Source organism: Vibrio sp. vnigr-6D03 (assembly GCF_002835515.1).
In the GTDB taxonomy this organism is placed as follows: Bacteria; Pseudomonadota; Gammaproteobacteria; order Enterobacterales; family Vibrionaceae; genus Vibrio; species Vibrio penaeicida.
Map to the genome: position 1 here is coordinate 299,973 of NZ_PIZL01000001.1, position 17,899 is coordinate 317,871.

21 protein-coding genes are annotated in these 17,899 nt (G+C 43.7%); 8 read left to right on the plus strand and 13 right to left on the minus strand.

Going from position 1 to position 17,899, the window contains the following annotated elements; all coding sequences use genetic code 11:
* The first annotated feature begins 635 nt into the window (after positions 1-635).
* The 5 genes from CW749_RS01280 to rsgA all read left to right on the plus strand — a co-directional run bounded on the left by CW749_RS01280 (position 636) and on the right by rsgA (position 4,635).
* Positions 636-1,553, plus strand: a complete 918-nt coding sequence (locus CW749_RS01280) for a DUF368 domain-containing protein (RefSeq protein ID WP_101110064.1) — start codon at positions 636-638, stop codon at positions 1,551-1,553.
* 196 nt (positions 1,554-1,749) lie between these two features.
* Positions 1,750-2,190, plus strand: a complete 441-nt coding sequence (locus tag CW749_RS01285) for a hypothetical protein (protein ID WP_101110065.1) — start codon at positions 1,750-1,752, stop codon at positions 2,188-2,190.
* Complete coding sequence (locus CW749_RS01290) at positions 2,183-2,791, plus strand: SCO family protein (protein WP_101110066.1); 609 nt, start codon at positions 2,183-2,185, stop codon at positions 2,789-2,791. Before CW749_RS01285 ends, CW749_RS01290 begins: the two co-directional genes overlap by 8 nt.
* A gap of 4 nt (positions 2,792-2,795) precedes the next feature.
* Positions 2,796-3,260 (plus strand): copper chaperone PCu(A)C, encoded by a 465-nt coding sequence (locus tag CW749_RS01295; RefSeq protein WP_101110067.1) that lies wholly within the window; start codon positions 2,796-2,798, stop codon positions 3,258-3,260.
* A gap of 331 nt (positions 3,261-3,591) precedes the next feature.
* Entirely contained in the window at positions 3,592-4,635 is a 1,044-nt protein-coding gene (gene rsgA, locus CW749_RS01300) for a ribosome small subunit-dependent GTPase A (RefSeq protein ID WP_101110068.1), read from the plus strand.
* A gap of 140 nt (positions 4,636-4,775) precedes the next feature.
* On the opposite strand, the gene map is transcribed toward rsgA, so the two are convergent.
* The 10 genes from map to CW749_RS01350 form a co-directional block, all read right to left on the minus strand.
* Positions 4,776-5,546, minus strand: coding sequence for a type I methionyl aminopeptidase (map, locus tag CW749_RS01305; protein ID WP_101110069.1), 771 nt, complete (start codon positions 5,544-5,546; stop codon positions 4,776-4,778).
* A complete protein-coding gene (locus CW749_RS01310) occupies positions 5,539-5,745 on the minus strand; it encodes a ParD-like family protein (protein ID WP_101110070.1) in 207 nt (68 codons plus the stop codon). The genes map and CW749_RS01310 overlap by 8 nt, the downstream gene beginning before the upstream one ends.
* 141 nt (positions 5,746-5,886) lie before the next feature.
* Entirely contained in the window at positions 5,887-6,327 is a 441-nt protein-coding gene (locus tag CW749_RS01315; protein WP_101110071.1) for a bifunctional diaminohydroxyphosphoribosylaminopyrimidine deaminase/5-amino-6-(5-phosphoribosylamino)uracil reductase RibD, read from the minus strand.
* A complete protein-coding gene (locus tag CW749_RS01320; protein WP_101110587.1) occupies positions 6,324-6,734 on the minus strand; it encodes a GNAT family N-acetyltransferase in 411 nt (136 codons plus the stop codon). Before CW749_RS01320 ends, CW749_RS01315 begins: the two co-directional genes overlap by 4 nt.
* Before the next feature lie 72 nt (positions 6,735-6,806).
* Positions 6,807-7,685: a DMT family transporter gene (locus CW749_RS01325; RefSeq protein ID WP_101110072.1), complete on the minus strand. Its 879-nt coding sequence runs from the start codon at positions 7,683-7,685 to the stop codon at positions 6,807-6,809.
* Positions 7,682-8,995, minus strand: coding sequence for an opine metallophore biosynthesis dehydrogenase (locus CW749_RS01330; RefSeq protein ID WP_101110073.1), 1,314 nt, complete (start codon positions 8,993-8,995; stop codon positions 7,682-7,684). Before CW749_RS01330 ends, CW749_RS01325 begins: the two co-directional genes overlap by 4 nt.
* A 3-nt stretch (positions 8,996-8,998) precedes the next feature.
* Complete coding sequence (locus tag CW749_RS01335) at positions 8,999-9,784, minus strand: nicotianamine synthase family protein (protein ID WP_101110074.1); 786 nt, start codon at positions 9,782-9,784, stop codon at positions 8,999-9,001.
* A gap of 31 nt (positions 9,785-9,815) precedes the next feature.
* Complete coding sequence (locus CW749_RS01340; RefSeq protein ID WP_101110075.1) at positions 9,816-10,574, minus strand: ABC transporter ATP-binding protein; 759 nt, start codon at positions 10,572-10,574, stop codon at positions 9,816-9,818.
* A complete protein-coding gene (locus tag CW749_RS01345; protein WP_101110076.1) occupies positions 10,574-11,644 on the minus strand; it encodes an iron ABC transporter permease in 1,071 nt (356 codons plus the stop codon). Before CW749_RS01345 ends, CW749_RS01340 begins: the two co-directional genes overlap by 1 nt.
* 4 nt (positions 11,645-11,648) lie before the next feature.
* Positions 11,649-12,758 (minus strand): ABC transporter substrate-binding protein, encoded by a 1,110-nt coding sequence (locus tag CW749_RS01350; RefSeq protein ID WP_101110077.1) that lies wholly within the window; start codon positions 12,756-12,758, stop codon positions 11,649-11,651.
* Positions 12,759-12,965: 207 nt separating this feature from the next.
* Between CW749_RS01350 and CW749_RS01355 the strand changes: the two genes are divergently transcribed.
* Both CW749_RS01355 and CW749_RS01360 read left to right on the plus strand, forming a co-directional pair.
* The gene (locus CW749_RS01355) at positions 12,966-13,895 is read left to right on the plus strand and encodes a DUF3179 domain-containing protein (protein ID WP_101110078.1); all 930 of its coding nucleotides are present in this window, start codon (positions 12,966-12,968) and stop codon (positions 13,893-13,895) included.
* A 387-nt stretch (positions 13,896-14,282) separates the two neighbouring features.
* Positions 14,283-14,963 carry a Crp/Fnr family transcriptional regulator gene (locus tag CW749_RS01360; protein ID WP_101110079.1) on the plus strand — a complete coding sequence of 227 codons (681 nt, stop codon included), beginning with the start codon at positions 14,283-14,285 and terminating at the stop codon, positions 14,961-14,963.
* Between the two features lie 21 nt (positions 14,964-14,984).
* Here the strand turns inward: CW749_RS01360 and CW749_RS01365 are convergent, their stop codons facing one another.
* Both CW749_RS01365 and CW749_RS01370 read right to left on the minus strand, forming a co-directional pair.
* Complete coding sequence (locus tag CW749_RS01365; RefSeq protein ID WP_101110080.1) at positions 14,985-15,608, minus strand: hypothetical protein; 624 nt, start codon at positions 15,606-15,608, stop codon at positions 14,985-14,987.
* Positions 15,609-15,641: 33 nt separating this feature from the next.
* Positions 15,642-16,415 carry a ferredoxin--NADP reductase gene (locus CW749_RS01370; protein ID WP_101110081.1) on the minus strand — a complete coding sequence of 258 codons (774 nt, stop codon included), beginning with the start codon at positions 16,413-16,415 and terminating at the stop codon, positions 15,642-15,644.
* 221 nt (positions 16,416-16,636) lie between these two features.
* Here CW749_RS01370 and CW749_RS01375 point away from each other — a divergent pair, with 221 nt between their 5' ends.
* Positions 16,637-17,377 carry a transporter substrate-binding domain-containing protein gene (locus CW749_RS01375; RefSeq protein WP_237322275.1) on the plus strand — a complete coding sequence of 247 codons (741 nt, stop codon included), beginning with the start codon at positions 16,637-16,639 and terminating at the stop codon, positions 17,375-17,377.
* A 7-nt stretch (positions 17,378-17,384) separates the two neighbouring features.
* On the opposite strand, the gene CW749_RS01380 is transcribed toward CW749_RS01375, so the two are convergent.
* Positions 17,385-17,849 carry a MarR family transcriptional regulator gene (locus tag CW749_RS01380; RefSeq protein WP_101110082.1) on the minus strand — a complete coding sequence of 155 codons (465 nt, stop codon included), beginning with the start codon at positions 17,847-17,849 and terminating at the stop codon, positions 17,385-17,387.
* Between the last annotated feature and the right edge of the window lie 50 nt (positions 17,850-17,899).

Here is a 17,899-nt window from a genome sequence, read left to right on the forward strand (position 1 = left end):
CCTCTTCCAGAATATAGATTTGTGATCAAAATCTAATTGTCATATTTGGCTCTTTTGAGCTATAAAACACATTTTCACCCCATATTTTGCATTTTGCAAATCCCATTTTGCAAATAGATGCAAAATGTAAAACAAAACGCATATAATATTGATTGAATTGTCAGGCGTTACACGTGTTTTATTGACCATTCTCACATAAAGACGGCGCAATAATCCCATAGAACACACGAGAGTAATATCTATAATTTACAATGACTTATATTGGACAGGGTAAACAGAAGGTAAAAAAATAGCCAACCGCAAATGGCGATTGGCTTATATTTTTTGTGAACAAATCGGGTTCACTAACAACGTCAGTTGGCTAGGTGACCCTCGGCTTTAATAAGGGTCACAAGTAATATTGCAATGGGTGTGCCAACTTTTGTCATTATTTTCAAATGCGCTCAAATCAAGCAAAAAGAAACGCAGAATTAGTACAACATAATGATCATGACCCTACCTTAAAAAGGTTGTTTATTATCGAGCCAGACCTAACGTCACAGGGACAACTGCGTCTGTACAAGTTGTTACTTTCATTCAAAAGCATTCTATATCATAATCGCCTCACCTTTTATCGAAGAAAATGAACGACTTTAATGAATCTTTTGAAAACCTTTTTTAAAGGTATTGCCATGGGCGCCGCAGATGTCGTACCTGGTGTGTCAGGTGGTACCATCGCCTTCATTACGGGAATTTACGATACATTGTTGGAAAGTATCCGTCGTGTTAACCCATCTATTATAGGCATATGGCGAAAAGAAGGCTTTAAGGCTGCCTTTGAACACATCAACGGCTTGTTCCTTATTACTCTGTTCAGTGGGATCATCTTAAGTATCCTTACGCTAGCAAAACTGATTTCGTGGTTGCTGGTTACCCACCCCATTCCGCTTTGGTCGTTCTTTTTTGGCCTGATTCTTATTTCCGTTGTTCATGTTCTTAAGCAAGTCGAAAAGAAGAATGTCGTAACCGGTCTATTTTTACTGTTAGGCGTCGGTTTTGCTTACACCATCACCGTGTTAAGCCCGTTGCAAATGGCTGACACAAGCTTGAATATCTTCATCGCAGGTATGATTGCGATCTGTGCGATGATCCTGCCCGGAATCTCAGGCAGTTTTATTCTTCTTCTTTTAGGCATGTACGCCCCTATTCTAGCGGCAGCAAAAGGGCTTCAGATTGATGTATTGATGCTATTTATGCTCGGTTGTGTTGTCGGCATACTGAGCTTCTCGCATGTACTATCTTGGCTTCTGAAACGTTTCCGAGACTTCACGCTCACTTTCCTAACCGGTTTGATGCTAGGAACACTGCCCAAAATTTGGCCTTGGAAAGAAACCATTTCTTGGCGTACCAATTCTAAAGGTGAGCAAGTTCCTCTTGTACAACACAACTTGTCACCATTTGAATTTGAAACTGTGATTCAGCAGCCTTCTCAATTAACTCTTGCCATTATTATGATGGTCGCGGGAATTGGACTGGTTTGGGGATTGGAAAAGTTTGGTTCTCGTTCCGAGTAATCGCATCAGATAAACCCACACAGACCCTATTCTAAAATGCAGTACAAAGGAGCCTACAGATTGGCTCCTTTGTATTTTGGGATCCATCCACAATCTGCCATCAAACAGCAGTCACACTCTGACTTAAAAACGGTTACGCATACGGCGCTATGTGCTAGCATTCCCATGTTTATAAATTAGTGATTTATCTTAGAAAATGTTGCAAAAATTAATACCTGTTACATTCATATTTTTAGCGCTTCTAGCGGGTTACTTTACCCCAAGTTTATTAGACGCAATGCAATCAGATACTCAAGCTGTCGATCTAGATGATTATTGCATGCTTTCGACCACGCCTTGCAAAAGCGGTGGTACAACCATCGTGATGGAGCATGATTCAACACAGCCTTTGGAACCTACTCGAGTATTCGTTGTTTGGCCAGAAAGCCAAGCTCAATCTTTGACATTAGAAATGGAAGGATTGGAAATGGATATGGGGGTTGTGAAGTTTCGTCTCGAAGGTCAAGGAAACGGTCACTATGAAGGTGAACTCATGTTGCCAGTTTGCACCATAGATACGATGACATGGTACGGACAACTGAGCGATGGACAAAAAGAAGTTCAAACGGCATTAAAAATGAGGACGATACATGAATAAGAATTGGGCTCTAGCACTTGTTGTGGCATTCGCTCTTGGTATTTCAGTGAAGATGTATTTCGACCAACAAAATGCCTTACCAGTGGCGAGTGAAAGCAGCAGCGCGCCTGTGACTTTATTTGGTGCCGACAACACACCTGTTAACTTGAACGATCTCGCCGACTCCAGAGTCCGGGTAGTCTATTTTGGTTTTACGCGATGTCCTGATGTGTGCCCAACTTCTCTCGCCATGATGGCTGGTGCACTTAATCAGCTCGAAGATGAACAAAGAATGCAATTTCGCCCAATGTTCATATCGCTTGATCCTGAACGTGATGCGCCTGAACTCGCCAGCGAATATGCTGCCTATTTTCATAAAGATATCGAGGGACTGTCTGCGCCACTCGATACAACCAAGCCTCTTGCAAGTAAATACGGTGTCATCTTCCGGAAAACGGAACTTGCTGACTCTGCCTTGCAATACACCTTGGACCACAGCTCTTACTTTTACTTTTTGAAGCCCGATGGAAGCTTAATTACTAAGGTTCCGCATGCGCTTTCACCGGCTCCGGTTTTAGCCGCGATGAAAGATATTCTTAAAACACAAAATAACCAAGGATAACAACATGAAACGTAAAGCTCTTCTACTTGCCGCTCTAACATTAGCCCCTATTGTTAGCGCAGCTCACCATGAATCAAAAGGTCTAATGATTCACGAGCCTTATGTCCGTGCAACTCCACCTAATGCACCAACCAGTGCCGCATTCATGCATATCATGAACGGCTCTGACAAAGATCGTGCGATTGTTTCAGCAACAACACCTGCTGCGGGTCGTGTGGAACTTCACACTGTGATTACTGAAGGCGACGTAATGAAAATGCGTCAGGTAGATACGATCGAAATACCAGCAAATGGCGACGTATCATTAAAGCCTGGCGGATTGCATATTATGCTTTTCGACCTAAAACAAGCGCTGAAAGAAGGCGAATCTGTCGACATTAATTTAACGTTCGCAAACGGTGATAAAAAAACCGTGAAAGCACCAATCAAAAAAGTCATGTCTGGAATGAAGCACAAGCATAGCCACTAAGTTGCTCATTGACATTTATTGAGTATAATACCAGCGAAGAATCTAGCCTCTATTGTCAAACTGGATTCTTCGCAATCGGTCTGGCTGTACATAGCCATTCCTATCGAATAAGCCGCCTATAAGGAGTCAACATGATTGTATTAAAAAACCGCCCGGCAAAAGAAATCGTTACTCGCTAGCAACCCAATTTTCTTACCAGCGAATCCCTTTCTATTGCCCGGTGTATCTAAACCGGGGTCTCGCGTCTAACTCGACGCACATCTAAACGAATTTCGACCCCAATACTTTTTATGTATTGCGCATTTCTGTGCGCGTTGTCTGGGGAAGACAAATGAATTCTAGTTTCACTTTGCCACAACTTGGTTGGCAACCTTACTTTCAACAACAACTGACGTTAGAAGATTACGAACACCATCATATTGCACGTGTTTCTGCGCACCATCGCTCCCAATATGAGCTTTGGGCCGAACAAGGCAAAGTAGTACTGCCCATCACCTCCAAACTGCCAGAGTTAACGGTTGGGGATTGGATTTTGCTAGATGGAAATGGACGTTTCTCTCGTCACCTAGAACGCTCCACACTCATATCACGCAAAGCCGCCGGCAGTAAGTTACAGGAGCAGCATATTGCCGCGAATTTGGATACGTTACTTATCGTCAGCTCATTGAATGACGATTTTAATCTCAGCCGAGTCGAGCGTTATTTAACCCTAGCGAAAGAGAGCAATATTCAATCTGTCATTGTTTTAACTAAATCTGACCAGTGTGAAAATACAGACGATTTCATTGAGCAAGTACAAGCGATAGATCCACTTCTACCTGTGATTAGCATCAATGGGTTGGATTTCGACAGCGTCGCTCAGATCAAGCCTTGGTGTAAATCTGGAACAACGACGGGTGTTATCGGCTCTTCTGGTGTTGGTAAGTCCACTCTTATCAATACTCTGACTCAAAGCGAGTTACAAAAAACCGGAGGGATAAGAGAAGACGACGATAAAGGACGCCATACTACCACGTCTCGTTCCATGCACATTATCCCCGATGGAGGGTTAATTTTAGACACGCCCGGAATGCGCGAGCTGCAACTCCCGGATTGCTCACAAGGCGTAAGCAGCACCTTCTCCGACATTGAAACACTGGCACTCGAATGTCGATTTGGAGACTGCCAACATGAAACTGAGCCAGGTTGTGCTGTTAAAAAAGCCATAGATGAAGGTAACTTAGAAGAGCGGCGTTTGAAAAACTATTTCAAGCTTTTGCGAGAACAAGCCCGTAATGGCGCAAGCCTCGCCGAGCAAAAGCAGAAATATAAGTCTCTGACTAAGATGTATCGAGATGTTCAAAGCCACCGAAGGCACATTAAGTCATCTGACTAGCGTCAACTTGGTATCTCTGTAAATCAGAAAAGAGATGGTTTCAAATTTCTTCATTGAAGAGCGAGCCTATGGTTCGTATTTGGAACCTCTCTTTTTATTCGAATAAATCTCAGATTTAGCGGCGGCTACCATTGCGCACTTCACTTTTCATCTGGACGAAGTGTAAGCACTTCAAATCCTGTTTCCGTCACTAAAACGGTATGCTCCCACTGGGCCGACAGCTTTTTGTCTTTGGTCACAACGGTCCAACCGTCCGATTTAAGCTTAGTTCGGTGCGTTCCCTGATTAACCATGGGTTCTATTGTGAACGTCATGCCTGCTTTGAGTTTGACTCCAGCGCCTTGTCGCCCGTAATGGAGCACATGCGGTTCTTCGTGCATTTCTTTGCCTATGCCATGCCCACAATACTCACGCACAATACTGTATCCATGGGTTTCGGCGTGCTTTTGAATGGCATAACCCACATCCCCAAGTGTCGCTCCGGGCTTAACCACCCGAATCCCTTGCCACATAGCGTCGTAGGTTGCTTGAACCAATTGTCGAGCTTGTGGTGACGCTTCTGGCATAACGTACATTTTACTGGAATCCGCAATGTAGCCGTTTTTTTCTAGCGTTATATCAATATTAACGATGTCGCTATTTTTGAGAATATCTCGTTCATCGGGAATGCCGTGGCACACCACATGGTTGATCGAACTGTTCAGCGCGTATTGATAATCATACTGCCCAATACTTGCGGGGCGTGCTTTCAGCTCTTCAAAAATATATTCTTCTACCCACTCGTTAATATCAAATGTGTTCACTCCCGGCTTTATCTTGGTATTCAAGTAGGTAAAGACCTGAGCTAACAAACGACCAGATTCCCTCATCCATTCGATCTCTTGGGCGGACTTAATCGGCACCTTATTCATTCGCAGCCTCTTCCTGAACCAAGGGCACGCTTTTCATCTGCTCTAGAATCAACTCTTGAAATGTTTTGGTTGGGTTCAGCTCGGCCAAGCGCCCCATTTTTATCCAAAACTCAGCTTGTGCATTTATCGAGCGATTCATCACACTACTGAATTGACGTATCTCTTCATGCAGGTCATCCCCAATTTTCACAATTCCCATAAATATACTCTTTGAATATGAATAATATATAAAGTATATACGAATCATATATTGTGTAAACCTATGTATATCGCTATTCAAAATACTTAGGGCACAAAAAAGCCCACAGATTTCTCTGCGGGCTCAAATGGAAAATATCCGTTAGTTTCTAATCAGATAAGGGTTCAGAAAGGAAGCCACTTCTTCCCCAAGTAACCCAACCTCAACATCAATACCCGCATCCTCAAGAATTTTTATTCCTGCGCCGCTGTTGCGAGTATCTGGATCAAGAATCGCAACATACACTTTTTCTGGTCGAACCCTCACTAATGCTTTGGCACAAGAAGGCGTTCTTCCTTGGAATGAACAGGGTTCTAGCGTCACATACGCAACTAACCCATCGTAGCTCCCCGTATAAGCGGCGATTGCTCCCGCTTCGGCATGATGATTGCCCGGAGGTTGAGAAAAGCCGGAGCTTACAACCTCACCATCTTTTACAAACACACAGCCAACAGGCGGATTTGGCCGACAGCCTGGCAGTGCACTTTTTGACAGCTCAAACGCTTGTCTCATGTAGCTTTCGTGCAATGAATTGTCGGTCATAAATGTCGCCCCATCTTGTAATACTCCACTCCAGATTTGTAAAACGCATCGCCTTCCGCATTCATGTCGAATTTATGGTAGAAATCCATCGCAGACTCTCGTGCATCGCACCAAAAATACTCAATTCCAATTTCTGGGAGCTGCTTGAGAATATGCCCCACCACTGATGAACCGTACCCAAGATGGCGATGTTCAAGTACCGTAGCAAACTTTCTTAGCCTTGCTGATTTCGCTTCTACATCAATAAACACTGATGCTACGCAAACGACTTCTCCATCAACTTCCACACCGTAGTGTCTGGCATCTTCATCACCAGGCACATGGCAAAAATCTTCAGGCATATCGGGCCAAAGCACCTCATGCCTGACAGGAATAGTTTGCGTCCAATCTAATTCAACTATTTTCATTGCCATCTCTGTTTCGAAATCCTATAAAACAAAGATATACGATGTTCAAATGGTTTAACAGTCAGAACCCCATTAAGAATTCGTAGACTTAGGTATCGGGTCTGGGTTCGCTTTTTTAGGTGTGCTTTTCCAAGATAACGCGATACAAGCAACAACAATGGTTGCCCCACCTAATGCCGTCATCCAATCTGGAATTTCTTGCCAGAAAATAACCCCCCAAAGCACATTGAAAACCAGCCCAATATAGCGAGTTACCGCGACGACAGCTGCATTTTCGTGAGTGAAAGCCTTGGTTAGGAATATTTGCCCAATAAGAGAAACGACACCAATCGCAACCAGATAAACCCATGCAATCCCTTGAGGGATCACAAACTCATCTTTCATCAAATAAGCAGAAACAAGCATGGCGGTGAAAAGGAAATAGAAGACGATTTCGTATGTGTGATGCTTTTTACTCAGATGGCGAATGGTAATCGATGCTCCCGCGGCAAAGACGGCACTGGCGACACCAGCAAGCGCATACACATTAAAAGAGTCAAAATTAAATGGATTTACAACCAGCGCGACACCAACCAATACCGTAGGAAGCAAGATAGCGGCTTTTTTCGGTAACTTTTCACCCAGTACGACGCTTGATAAAAGAATCACAAAGAAGGGAGACAAATACGCCAGTATGGCGGCGTCCGCTAATGGAATGTGAGCAATGGTATACACGAATGCCAACAAGTAAGCCGCCCCAAATAGCCCTCTTAAAACCAATAAAGGGACACCCGTTGTAGAAAACCTCACCTTTGCCTGCCACATTAATCCGAGGATCAAGACAGTACCAATCGCACTTCGAAAGAATACAATTTCCGCACTTGGAATGGTTAAACTTGCCGCTTTAATCAATGCATTCATTACACTGAAAATAAGCGCTGAAAATATGGCGAGTGCCACACCTTTGTTCATAATGATGTATTTCCTTTAGGGTTTGTTGATCTCATAACCCAACACAAGTTTTCCTGTGCTTGAGATTGAAGTTGTTCAACCACCGCAGTGGGCAGTTTATTATCATGTAGCCACGACTCAAAAATATCTAAGATGCGCTCTACAGCAGGTAAACGCAGTTTAGAGTGTGTTGCTAACGCTTTGATCCAGTACAGAGTTTGTAAGTCTTCCAGCGGAACACGAGGCAGTATCAATTTTCCGTCTTTCACTTCTCCTTTTGCATAAGGCACCGCAGAGAAATCAAAGTACCGCCCTTGTTGGTCCGGTGTTGAAAATGGGTCAATCAATATCGCTGTATAGCGGATGTATATCAGGTATTCCTGCTCAATAGACGAGAGATTACTGAATCCATTAATTTGTTCTCGCGAGATGGTTTCTTCATGGACAGGGTAATTGTCGTCATTAAGAAATTGGAGCAAATTAATGGGTGTACCTGAGTGATGCGATATCAAGGTGGATATATCCCGCCAAAGATCAACTAGCATTTTAATGGCAGATTGAGTAACTGGACCTTCAGGGAAAAGCTTGTACATGTACTTTTTGTCGCCATTTTGACTGAGAATATGATTCAGCGAAAAAGGCGTGATGAAAAAAGCGGGATGAACATAGGCTGTAATATTTCGACCTTCTACACTGAACGCGTTATCCATTTCAACAACATCAATCCCGACGTTGCCAAGCACATGCACAAAGGTTGACGCGGCGTCACCACCTTTTTGCTTTTCATGGACATACACTCGCTTTTTTGCAGCCTTAGTGATGACTTTTACACCAGCTGTTTGCACATCATCAGTATTACCGCATACAGAGAATTTCGTCGCTGCATAGTAGTTGGAAAAAACGGTAATGTTTGGTGACAGATCTTTTGAATGGAAAAATCCATTCACCAACTGATGCCCACCAAACATTGAAGATATCAGCACTACCTGCTTAACATCGTTAAGGGCGCTCTCAGGCAGCGCGAGCAGTGCTTCTTTATAAGCGTGCGAAGGGGTGGCTAGAATCAGCGTATCCCAACTTCCCGTAATTGCTGTTAGATCTGGAAACACGTGGTCGAATTTCACTTGCCCAGAAAGAGGCTCTAGTGAAGGCTTTGCTGCTTCACACGTGGCAACGCGACTTTGTTCAAGCAGAGCGTAGTGCTCATTCCAACGAACAGACTGCCGACTTGCAAGTGCAATCGTTTCGCAATATGAGGCTATAAGACTCGCTGTTTGAAACGCTGCCGGACCCGCTCCAATAATTAACGTTCGTCCTAATGAAAAAGACATGAATTACTCCCTTCCCATTAAAACAGTATCGTAAACCGCTGCTTTATTTTGGATCAGTTCGGTTTGCCATCCTTCCATCAAATTTGGGTTAAATGGATAGTTGAAAGCGGACTTCAACCCATTTCCAAATCGCACCATCACTTTATGCGTGCTATCCAAATACGGTTTTAACTGGTTTAAAAGCTCCCACTTATGTTCAACCAGTGACGCCACAACAATATGCGTCGGGCGAAATGTCTCAAACTCTGTGACCAAATCTTGGCAACCAAATGTCGTACTTAAATTGGACGTTTTTAACTGATTTGCCATGGCAACAGCCTGCTCATCGATATCCACTCCGTGTACGATTGCACCTGTTAGTTGGGAAATAGTAAAAACAGAGAGCGGGTAAGAACCCGAACCAACAAAAAGTACTCTTGAGTCGTTTTCAATTCCTGCATTTCTTAGCTCAATTTGAGTGTTTTCAGACAACTGACACAAATAGTCGCTAACACTTAAGCTGTGATTCTGAGCACACTGAGATTGGTGCTTTTCTAGTATGCACAAAGCCTTAACCGCCGTTTCACGCAGTTTTTTCAGTTGCCTGTCATACTCTGGGTTATAACCCAATTCATCACTGATGGTTTGTTGTTTTTCCTGCAATATCCACGCACAAAGCTCATCCAGTTTCACCTGCAGTAGTGTAAAGCAGTCGCAGCTTTCTGCGCTGTATTGAGTCAATGCATGTATTTGGGATTCAAATGTAGAGATGGCTACTAATAGTTGGTAGTGCCTGTTAGTCATCGTCATAATGACATCCTTTGAAAACGTCCTAATCCGCTTATAGCGGTCGGACGGGAGTAACGTGGGTGTGACCATGAATGCAACAACCAACATCAACATGAACTTGATAGATTTGGCTGAGCTTTTCGGGTTCTAAAACGCAGTCTGGAGAACCGCTGTGCTGAACTTCTCCATCATTCAGCAATATCAAATGATCACAGTAACGAGCAGCAAGAGATAAATCATGGAGCACTGCTATGGTAATTGTGTTGTTTGCCAGCGTGTACTGTCGCGCGAGATCCAGTACTTGCACTTGGTGTTTTAGATCCAACGCACTGGTTGGCTCGTCCAGTAAAAGGACATCAGGCTGCGAAACCAATGCTTGCGCTAGTGACACCAACTGCTGCTGACCTCCACTGAGCTGAGAAAACGGTCGCGTGGCTATGCCAATCAAGCCTAGCTCTCGCAGCATATTTTCCGCTTTTTGCTCCTGCTCTTCTGAAATACGCCAGTTAAGCTGATGAACCAAGCCAAGTAATACCACTTCAATCACGGTCAATTGACTCGGTGATTTATTCAGCTGACATAAATAAGAAAAAGACGTTGAGGGTAATGCTCTACCGTTTTTATCCGTTGCCGATATGTTACCGCTGTAGGGCAATATCCCTATCACTGCCTTGAGTAGCGTGGTTTTTCCAGCACCATTTGGCCCCAAAATTGCAGAGAACTCACCAGCCTTAAACTGGGCATCAACTCGTTTAAGTACCTGCTTGCGGCCAACTTTAAGCGCGAGATCTTGAATCAATAACTGTTTCATTAACTAAACCTCTTGCTGACGAGTAAATACAATAGGAAAGGAACGCCCACCAGCGACGTAACAATGCCAATTGGAATAATCGTGCCCGGTACAATGAGTTTCGCAACCAAAGAAGAAGCGCAAAGTAATAACGCCCCCATACAGGTAGCTAAAGGCAAATAGAAGCGCTGATCTTCCCCTACCAACATTCGAGCAAGGTGTGGCGCAACCAATCCTATAAACCCAATGGTGCCAACAAACGAAACAGCACCCGCAGTAAGCAGCGAACAAAGCAAAAACATGTGTAGGCGCAATCGGCGAGTATTAATGCCCAACGCTTGAGCGCGCTCTTCACCTGAAGACAAAGCCGTTAACGCCCACACTTTTGGTAAAGCAATCGCCAAGCCCGCCAACAATATTGCGCCAGACACAAAGAATGACAGCCAGCTCGCCTTAAGTAAGCTGCCAAACAACCAGAACACGATTTGCTGTAATACTTCAGGTGAGGCTAAATACTGAACCAGTGATTGCAATGCTTGGAAGAAAAACAGAACCACAATACCCGCAAGAATCAGTACTTTGGCATCCATGTTACGGCTGCGACCAATCGTGTAGATAGCCATACTGGCTAAGCCTGATGACACAAATGCTGCAAATGGCACACCGAGCCAATGCAATCCAAACACAGAAAAGCCAGTGAGCAGTGCCAGTGCCGCACCAAATCCTGCTGCCGCCGAAATGCCTAGTGTATATGGGCTCGCCAGCGGATTGGCGAGCAACGTTTGCATAAGTCCCCCAGCCAAGCCGAGAGAGGCTCCAACAACGATACACGTCAGCGTAACGGGCAGCCGAAGCTGCCACACAATAGTTGTTGATAGACTGTCTCCCGACGGTCCACCAACAAGCGCTTCGATCACCTGATCAACACCCAGCCAAGAAGAGCCTGTTCCAATATCAAATAGAACAGAAATACTCATCGCCACAACCGTTGCAAGCAGCATTTTCAAACGGCGCTTTTGCAACTGATGGTAAATGCCCACACGTTTATCAGAAACGTTTGAAGGCAATGGCGATTTGACTGCTTCGCTCATGACATTAGCCTTCTACTTTGATCATGAAAGTACCGTCCAGTTTCTGCGGCATGTAATTGTCGAAGAAAGATTGGTGAGACTTAACTGGATCAATGTCTTTAAACGCTTCTGGGTAAATAGACTTCGCTAAATACTGCAAGAAAACATGATCGTAAATCGTACGTGTTCCGGAATGGTACATGCCGTAAACATCACCATTTTTCACTGCAGTTAGCTGCTTCCAGCCCGCTCTTTCTAGATATGGACGGTAACGTGATTGGGCTTCTTGCGCGGTAGTACCAAAGCCTAGTAATGCGCTGTCGCTGTATTTCGCCCAGTGTGCACCTGAAACAAAAATAACTTCTGGGTTTTTGCTCAATACGTATTCTGGCGTTAGGTGGGCAGAGCCTTTGAATTTACCGTTAGCAATGTTATCAGCACCCGCCATGTTCAGGATATTCCCCCACATCGCGTTCGAGTATGATTTACCGTACTCGTTTGGACCACCAGTACCAATTTCGACGTAAACACGGCGAGGCTCGTTACTTTTCAGATACTTTGCAACACGGTTTTGTACATCTTTAACGGTATTTTCATACTCAGTAGCGATGGCTTCGGCGCGGTCTTCTGTACCCATTACTTTGCCAATAACACGCGCGCTGGTGACATGTTTTTCAAGCGTCTGAGCGTTGAAATCAACGACCACAACTTTGATGCCGCTTTTTTCCAGAATCTCAACTTTGTCGCCTAACGATTTGAACTGCCACGCAGCCACTAGAGCGACATCCGGCTTAGTCGCTAGTAATTTTTCAAAATCAAAGGTTCCCGTATAAATGGATCCTGAATCTGTAATGGTTTCGATCTCTGGGATGATTTTGCTGTACGTTTCCCACTGAGATAAACGGTAGTCTTTCCAAGAGTGGCGAGGGAAAATGGACACTTTTTTGTAAGCATCTGGTCCCGCAATTGCCAAGTAGTCTTCAAAATAAAAACCGAGGAATATACTTTCGGCTGGTTTTTCAAGGTGAACATCACGGCCAATCACATCTTTAAAGTGAATATCTGCAACCGCACTGCTCATGCTGCCAATCACAACCGACAATACACCTATAGCCTTTAACAAACGTCCTTTCATTATTATTCTCCAAAGCGTTTTTTGATTAATTTTTTACCGATTCAGCTTTTTTAATTAGCTTTTACTGATTGAACTGTAACTGTATAACATCACAATGGCGGGCAAAATAATCGAATTGAGAGTAATTATCAATAGGAAAAAACACGAAATTTCACCGTCACTTGTACGGTCTATCTAGTTTGATGAAATAGCGTAAAGGATACGGTTATGAGGCTTTTTAGACGTAATGGATTGTTATATACATGCTTGTTATTGTTAAGTTTTCAAGCATATCCCCTTTCATTGAATGGCTTTGAGTTATCCGGAGCAACTATTGATTCTAATGAGATTCTCCACGGGGGACCGCCACGGGATGGAATACCGTCAATCGATCAACCAAAATTCATCCCTGCGAGCAAAGTCGACTATTTACAAAAAGATGACATTGTCATTGGTGTGGAAGTGAATGGCGTGGCAAGAGCATACCCAACACGTATTTTGATTTGGCACGAGATCGTCAACGATCGCATCAAGAACACACCATTTACCGTCACTTACTGCCCACTTTGTGGAACTGGTATGGTGTTCGATGCACGAGTAGACGGTAAGGCTAAAACGTTTGGTGTGTCTGGATTGCTCTATCGAAGTGACGTCCTCATGTACGACAGAGAAACTGAGTCACTATGGACCCAACTCGGTCTCACTTCCGTCAGTGGTTTAGAGAAAGAGAAACGCTTAACTTGGATGCCTTCAAAGCACATGACGTGGAACGCGTGGCAAGCAGCTAACCCAAATGGCGAAGTACTCTCTTTGGATACCGGATACAAACGAGACTATTTTGGTCAAGCTTATGCGCGATACTTTGCATCTGACGCGCCGATGTTTCCAGTACCAGAAAATAGAAATGAGCTACCTCAAAAGGACTGGGTGGTAGGTGTTATTGTCAATGGAAAAGCCAAGGCGTACCCTGTTTCTAAGCTCGAAGGTAACCCTCATTTTGAAGATACGATAGGCTCGAAAAAACTAACGGTAAGTTACCAAAAAGACGCAAGACACCCTCAGGTGAAAGACGAAAATGGCGAACTTATCCCATCTGTAATGGTGTTTTGGTTCGCATGGCAAGCTTTTTACCCAGAGACCGAACTTTACGATGGGTGATATACCCAAGTAACCCGTTTCTTTTTTTACTCAGCGTTTTCGTAACTCTGCTTTTCCGCAACCAGGCTTTGCCAGTGCTTGAATCGCTAGCGCGATATCCTTTTGGATGTTGACCTTTCGCGGCTCAATTGTTTAAAAGGCACACAGACCCTAAGCAAAAACTATGATAGAAATAAGCATAAATCCAAAGGTTACGCTGGCAATCCACTGAAATGCGGGGCTTAGTCCGTCCATAACGACGTCTCCTAGTTTGCAACCTACTCACAAGCATTTTTTCAGACACGCAGTTTTGCTGTTTGATGCTCGTATAGGTAATGATTCTTATTTACATGATAAAGTTGCTAAAGAATTTCAGCGCTTGACCATTATCAAGATGAGGAAGTATTGATGAAGGAATCCATAATCTCTTTGCTTAATGAGGAAGAAAAAGCACAGCTTCTATCTTGTAGAGTGGAAAAACATTACCCCTCAGGGAGAAATCTATTTCACCGAGGTGACCCTGCTACACACATGTATCGTGTAGAAAAAGGCAAGGTGTCGTTGTTTCGATTGATGCCAAATGGCGATGAAAAGCTGTTCAAAGTTTTTATGTCTGGTGGGTGGATTGCGGAAATGGCCATGTTTATGGAACCAAGAACCTACCCGATGAGTGCTCGCTTGGACCAAGATTCTACCTTATCGCGATTTCACCATTCAGATGTTGCTCGAATCTTTAGTAGCACACCGGAAATATCCATTCGAACCATGCAATTCATGGGAAACCGAATACATCAATTGATGAATACGGTGGATATCCTGACTCAAGTCAGTGCGCCTCAACGGTTAGTCATGAAATTGGCAGAGGTATACCGCCAAGAAGCCGAAAAATACGATGGTAAAGTCCCTCTTCCGGTTTCTAAAAAGTTGATGGCGACTCAATTGGGTATGACACCAGAAACGCTATCCAGAACATTAACTAGGCTAAAAGAAAGCGGGTTAATTAAAGAAACCGGTCACTGGATTGAGATTAATAGCATCCCAGAGCTGTGCGAGCAGGTTGATTTGTCACCCGATATTTTCGCTCGCTAATCCGGACGCTTTCACTTATGGCTAGTCGGAAGACATCGTCATCATGAGAAATCCACAAAATGCCGCATTGTTTGGGGAAAGATCTTGGCTAACATGTTTGCGCATTTCTAAAATTTGCGCGCGATACTCTTGATAAAAAGCCCATGTAGGTGCCGGTTTGTATTCAAGATTGTTCAATTCAAAAAACTTGATCACCCCTTTGGCTGTTGTCGGCTTAACGAAAACTTCGTCTAATGGGGCATAATAGTTCGGGAGAATAGTGACAAGAGACCACTTAGCTAATTTCGCTGGTCGCAATAAATCAAGCATGGTGTTGAATCCGTATTCTTGGTCGCCATGCAACATATCTTTTAAAGAATAGGCTAACCCTTCCCTTTCTTGATGCGTCATACCTTTTACATAATCACGGAACTTAGGCTTTTCAAACATCGATACCATGGATGATCGGCTGACCATTTTTGTCATCATCTCTGCCGTACCTTGCGCATCCGTGAACTTCTCCTCGCTGAATGCGTCTTGGGTCTGAGCGATCATTTGATCCATTTTGTGCTTTTTACCGATCTCGATCATTTCAGGGCTATTAAATCCACCCGGTACTCGAATCAAGAAATCTTCTTCAGCCGCTTTTAACCGATTAATGTTCATGCGCTATCCTTGCCTACATTCTCTAACGTTGACTTACCAGTAATTTTCAAAACTAAAATGCCCGGGTTTACGGCGCAAGTGTTTATCAAAGCCCAGTTTTTTCAAAGTTTCTTGCGTATCTTTAACCATTGCTGGGTTACCACACAGATAAAAGAAACTCTTATTAGAATCCAAATTCAACCCAGTTATTTCAAGCAACTCACCATTTAAAAGCAATTCCGGAATTCGACCTTTGAGTGCATTTGGGTTGTCTTCACGCGACACAACAGGCACATATTGGAATTTGGATTGATACCTTTCTTGGTACGAGGTGATTTTTTCTTGATAAATAAGTTCTTGCGACGTTCGTACGGCATGCACCAGCACAACTTTGTTGAACTTTTCGAAAGATTCATGCTCTTCCAGCATGGCTAAAAATGGTCCTACCGCGGTTCCTGTAGAAAGAAACCATAGCTCCTTGGCATAATCGGGGATTTCATCAATAACCATAAACCCAGAAGGCTGCTTACCTACGTAGACAGAATCGCCGACTTGCAGCTCGTGAAGTTTAGGGGAAAGTTGACCATCGGAATCTGAAATGATCAGAAACTCCAAAAAATCGGGTCCTTGTGGTTGATTAGGAGAATTGACCATCGAATAGGCTCGACGTACCCAGTCATCGTCATCAACCTTTAAACCTAACTTGGTAAACTGACCTGCGGTATACGGCTCAATTTTCGCGTTCACCTGAATCGTGAAGACGTTTTCCGTCCAATCAATACGTTGAGTAACCTCACCTTTTGTTAGTCCGTGCGGAACATCTTGCATTCACACCTCCCAGTATGGTGTTTATTCAACCTCAGCTTTGGATAAGAAACAGCATAGCTCATTGAATTCACTGAAAGCTGAACCTTATGCGCTTTCTAGTCAGAGGTTATTGATACATTAGATTTACCTTTACCTCCTGTAAAACGCAAGTTAGTTTTTCTCTCACTTCTGTTAAGAGCTCTATACTTAAAAAACAAATACTGAAGTTGGCATTGAAAATCATGATACGTTTACTCCCTATCTTGTTCATACTCCTGTCTTTTAACGTTCAGTCCCGAACCATCAATATGGTCACCGTAGACTGGGCTCCGTTCTACAGCTCTGAGCTAGAAAAAAATGGCGTTGTCACAGCTATTGTCCAAGAAGCGCTTCGACGTTCTGATCTCGAAAGCACAATTCGGTTTATTCCATGGAAACGTGCATTAGTTTTAGTGGAGAACGGTGAATACGATGCCGTCATGGGAGGGTATTACACAGATGCTCGCGCAGAAAAATATTTGTACAGTGACCCAATATTCGATGTTGATGTGGGGCTAGTGGCTTTAAAAGAACTCGGTTTTAGCCGCTATGATTCATTGCAAGATCTGACGCCATATCGAATTGGTGTAAGCCTAGGCTGGGCAAATGGAAAAGAGTTTGATGAAGCGGATTACTTAACAAAAGAGGAAGCATCGAATCAAATACTCAACGTAAGGAAGCTATTTCGCCAACGCGTTGACATGATTGCCATTTCTTTTGCCGTATTTCAATACGAGACCAATTCTTTAAATCACAGCAAGTTAGAGGAAGTCGTCTATATTCAGCCTCCTCTTAGTAAATCGTCACTCTACTTGCTGGTATCCAAAAACATTCTTGATGGACAAGACGTAGTACATGCATTCAACAGAGGCTTGAATCAAATGAGAGAAGACGGAACATACAATCGCTTGCTAAAAGAATTTAACTTGAACGGATACCAATAGCGGCTTGTTATTCACACGAGTGCTTTTGATAAACAACGTCTGTCGATTGTTTCAACGCATCCAATGCGCGAAATAGGTCTCGGTATTGAGAGCCTGTTAACCCATCAAGAATTTCCGACTCCCATTGCAGCACTCGCGGGATCATCTTTTCATATAGCCGACGCCCTTCTTCGGTCAGTTGGATGTACGTTGCCCTTTGATCGCTCTCGGTTTTCTCTCGCTGAATCAGCCCTTTTTCTTCCAACTTAGAAAGCGTTCGCGACACCTTTACTTTGTCTAGATTCGTAACATCAGATAGGTCACGAGCAATCACGTCTTCACGCGCACCAAGGTTAGCAAGTATTCGCCATTCAGGGCGGGTAATGCCAAATTCCTTTTGGTACAACTCAGCCAAACTGTCGGCTACTTGCTCAGCAGTTCTAACCAATTTATAGGGAAGAAAGTCTTCCAGTGAAAACGTAAATTGCTCCATGTCCTTTGTTACCTTTACCTTTTTAATAATCTAGCTGGGGTCTGCTTACT

Excerpts from the sequence above, each read along its gene's own strand:
- CW749_RS01280 (WP_101110064.1), top strand. The coding sequence starts at position 636 with ATGAATCTTTTGAAAACCTTTTTTAAAGGTATTGCCATGGGCGCCGCA.
- CW749_RS01285 (WP_101110065.1), top strand. The coding sequence starts at position 1,750 with ATGTTGCAAAAATTAATACCTGTTACATTCATATTTTTAGCGCTTCTA.
- CW749_RS01290 (WP_101110066.1), top strand. The coding sequence starts at position 2,183 with ATGAATAAGAATTGGGCTCTAGCACTTGTTGTGGCATTCGCTCTTGGT.
- CW749_RS01295 (WP_101110067.1), top strand. The coding sequence starts at position 2,796 with ATGAAACGTAAAGCTCTTCTACTTGCCGCTCTAACATTAGCCCCTATT.
- rsgA (WP_101110068.1), top strand. The coding sequence starts at position 3,592 with ATGAATTCTAGTTTCACTTTGCCACAACTTGGTTGGCAACCTTACTTT.
- map (WP_101110069.1), bottom strand. The coding sequence starts at position 5,546 with ATGAATAAGGTGCCGATTAAGTCCGCCCAAGAGATCGAATGGATGAGG.
- CW749_RS01310 (WP_101110070.1), bottom strand. The coding sequence starts at position 5,745 with ATGGGAATTGTGAAAATTGGGGATGACCTGCATGAAGAGATACGTCAA.
- CW749_RS01315 (WP_101110071.1), bottom strand. The coding sequence starts at position 6,327 with ATGACCGACAATTCATTGCACGAAAGCTACATGAGACAAGCGTTTGAG.
- CW749_RS01320 (WP_101110587.1), bottom strand. The coding sequence starts at position 6,734 with ATGAAAATAGTTGAATTAGATTGGACGCAAACTATTCCTGTCAGGCAT.
- CW749_RS01325 (WP_101110072.1), bottom strand. The coding sequence starts at position 7,685 with ATGAACAAAGGTGTGGCACTCGCCATATTTTCAGCGCTTATTTTCAGT.
- CW749_RS01330 (WP_101110073.1), bottom strand. The coding sequence starts at position 8,995 with ATGTCTTTTTCATTAGGACGAACGTTAATTATTGGAGCGGGTCCGGCA.
- CW749_RS01335 (WP_101110074.1), bottom strand. The coding sequence starts at position 9,784 with ATGACGATGACTAACAGGCACTACCAACTATTAGTAGCCATCTCTACA.
- CW749_RS01340 (WP_101110075.1), bottom strand. The coding sequence starts at position 10,574 with ATGAAACAGTTATTGATTCAAGATCTCGCGCTTAAAGTTGGCCGCAAG.
- CW749_RS01345 (WP_101110076.1), bottom strand. The coding sequence starts at position 11,644 with ATGAGCGAAGCAGTCAAATCGCCATTGCCTTCAAACGTTTCTGATAAA.
- CW749_RS01350 (WP_101110077.1), bottom strand. The coding sequence starts at position 12,758 with ATGAAAGGACGTTTGTTAAAGGCTATAGGTGTATTGTCGGTTGTGATT.
- CW749_RS01355 (WP_101110078.1), top strand. The coding sequence starts at position 12,966 with ATGAGGCTTTTTAGACGTAATGGATTGTTATATACATGCTTGTTATTG.
- CW749_RS01360 (WP_101110079.1), top strand. The coding sequence starts at position 14,283 with ATGAAGGAATCCATAATCTCTTTGCTTAATGAGGAAGAAAAAGCACAG.
- CW749_RS01365 (WP_101110080.1), bottom strand. The coding sequence starts at position 15,608 with ATGAACATTAATCGGTTAAAAGCGGCTGAAGAAGATTTCTTGATTCGA.
- CW749_RS01370 (WP_101110081.1), bottom strand. The coding sequence starts at position 16,415 with ATGCAAGATGTTCCGCACGGACTAACAAAAGGTGAGGTTACTCAACGT.
- CW749_RS01375 (WP_237322275.1), top strand. The coding sequence starts at position 16,637 with ATGATACGTTTACTCCCTATCTTGTTCATACTCCTGTCTTTTAACGTT.
- CW749_RS01380 (WP_101110082.1), bottom strand. The coding sequence starts at position 17,849 with ATGGAGCAATTTACGTTTTCACTGGAAGACTTTCTTCCCTATAAATTG.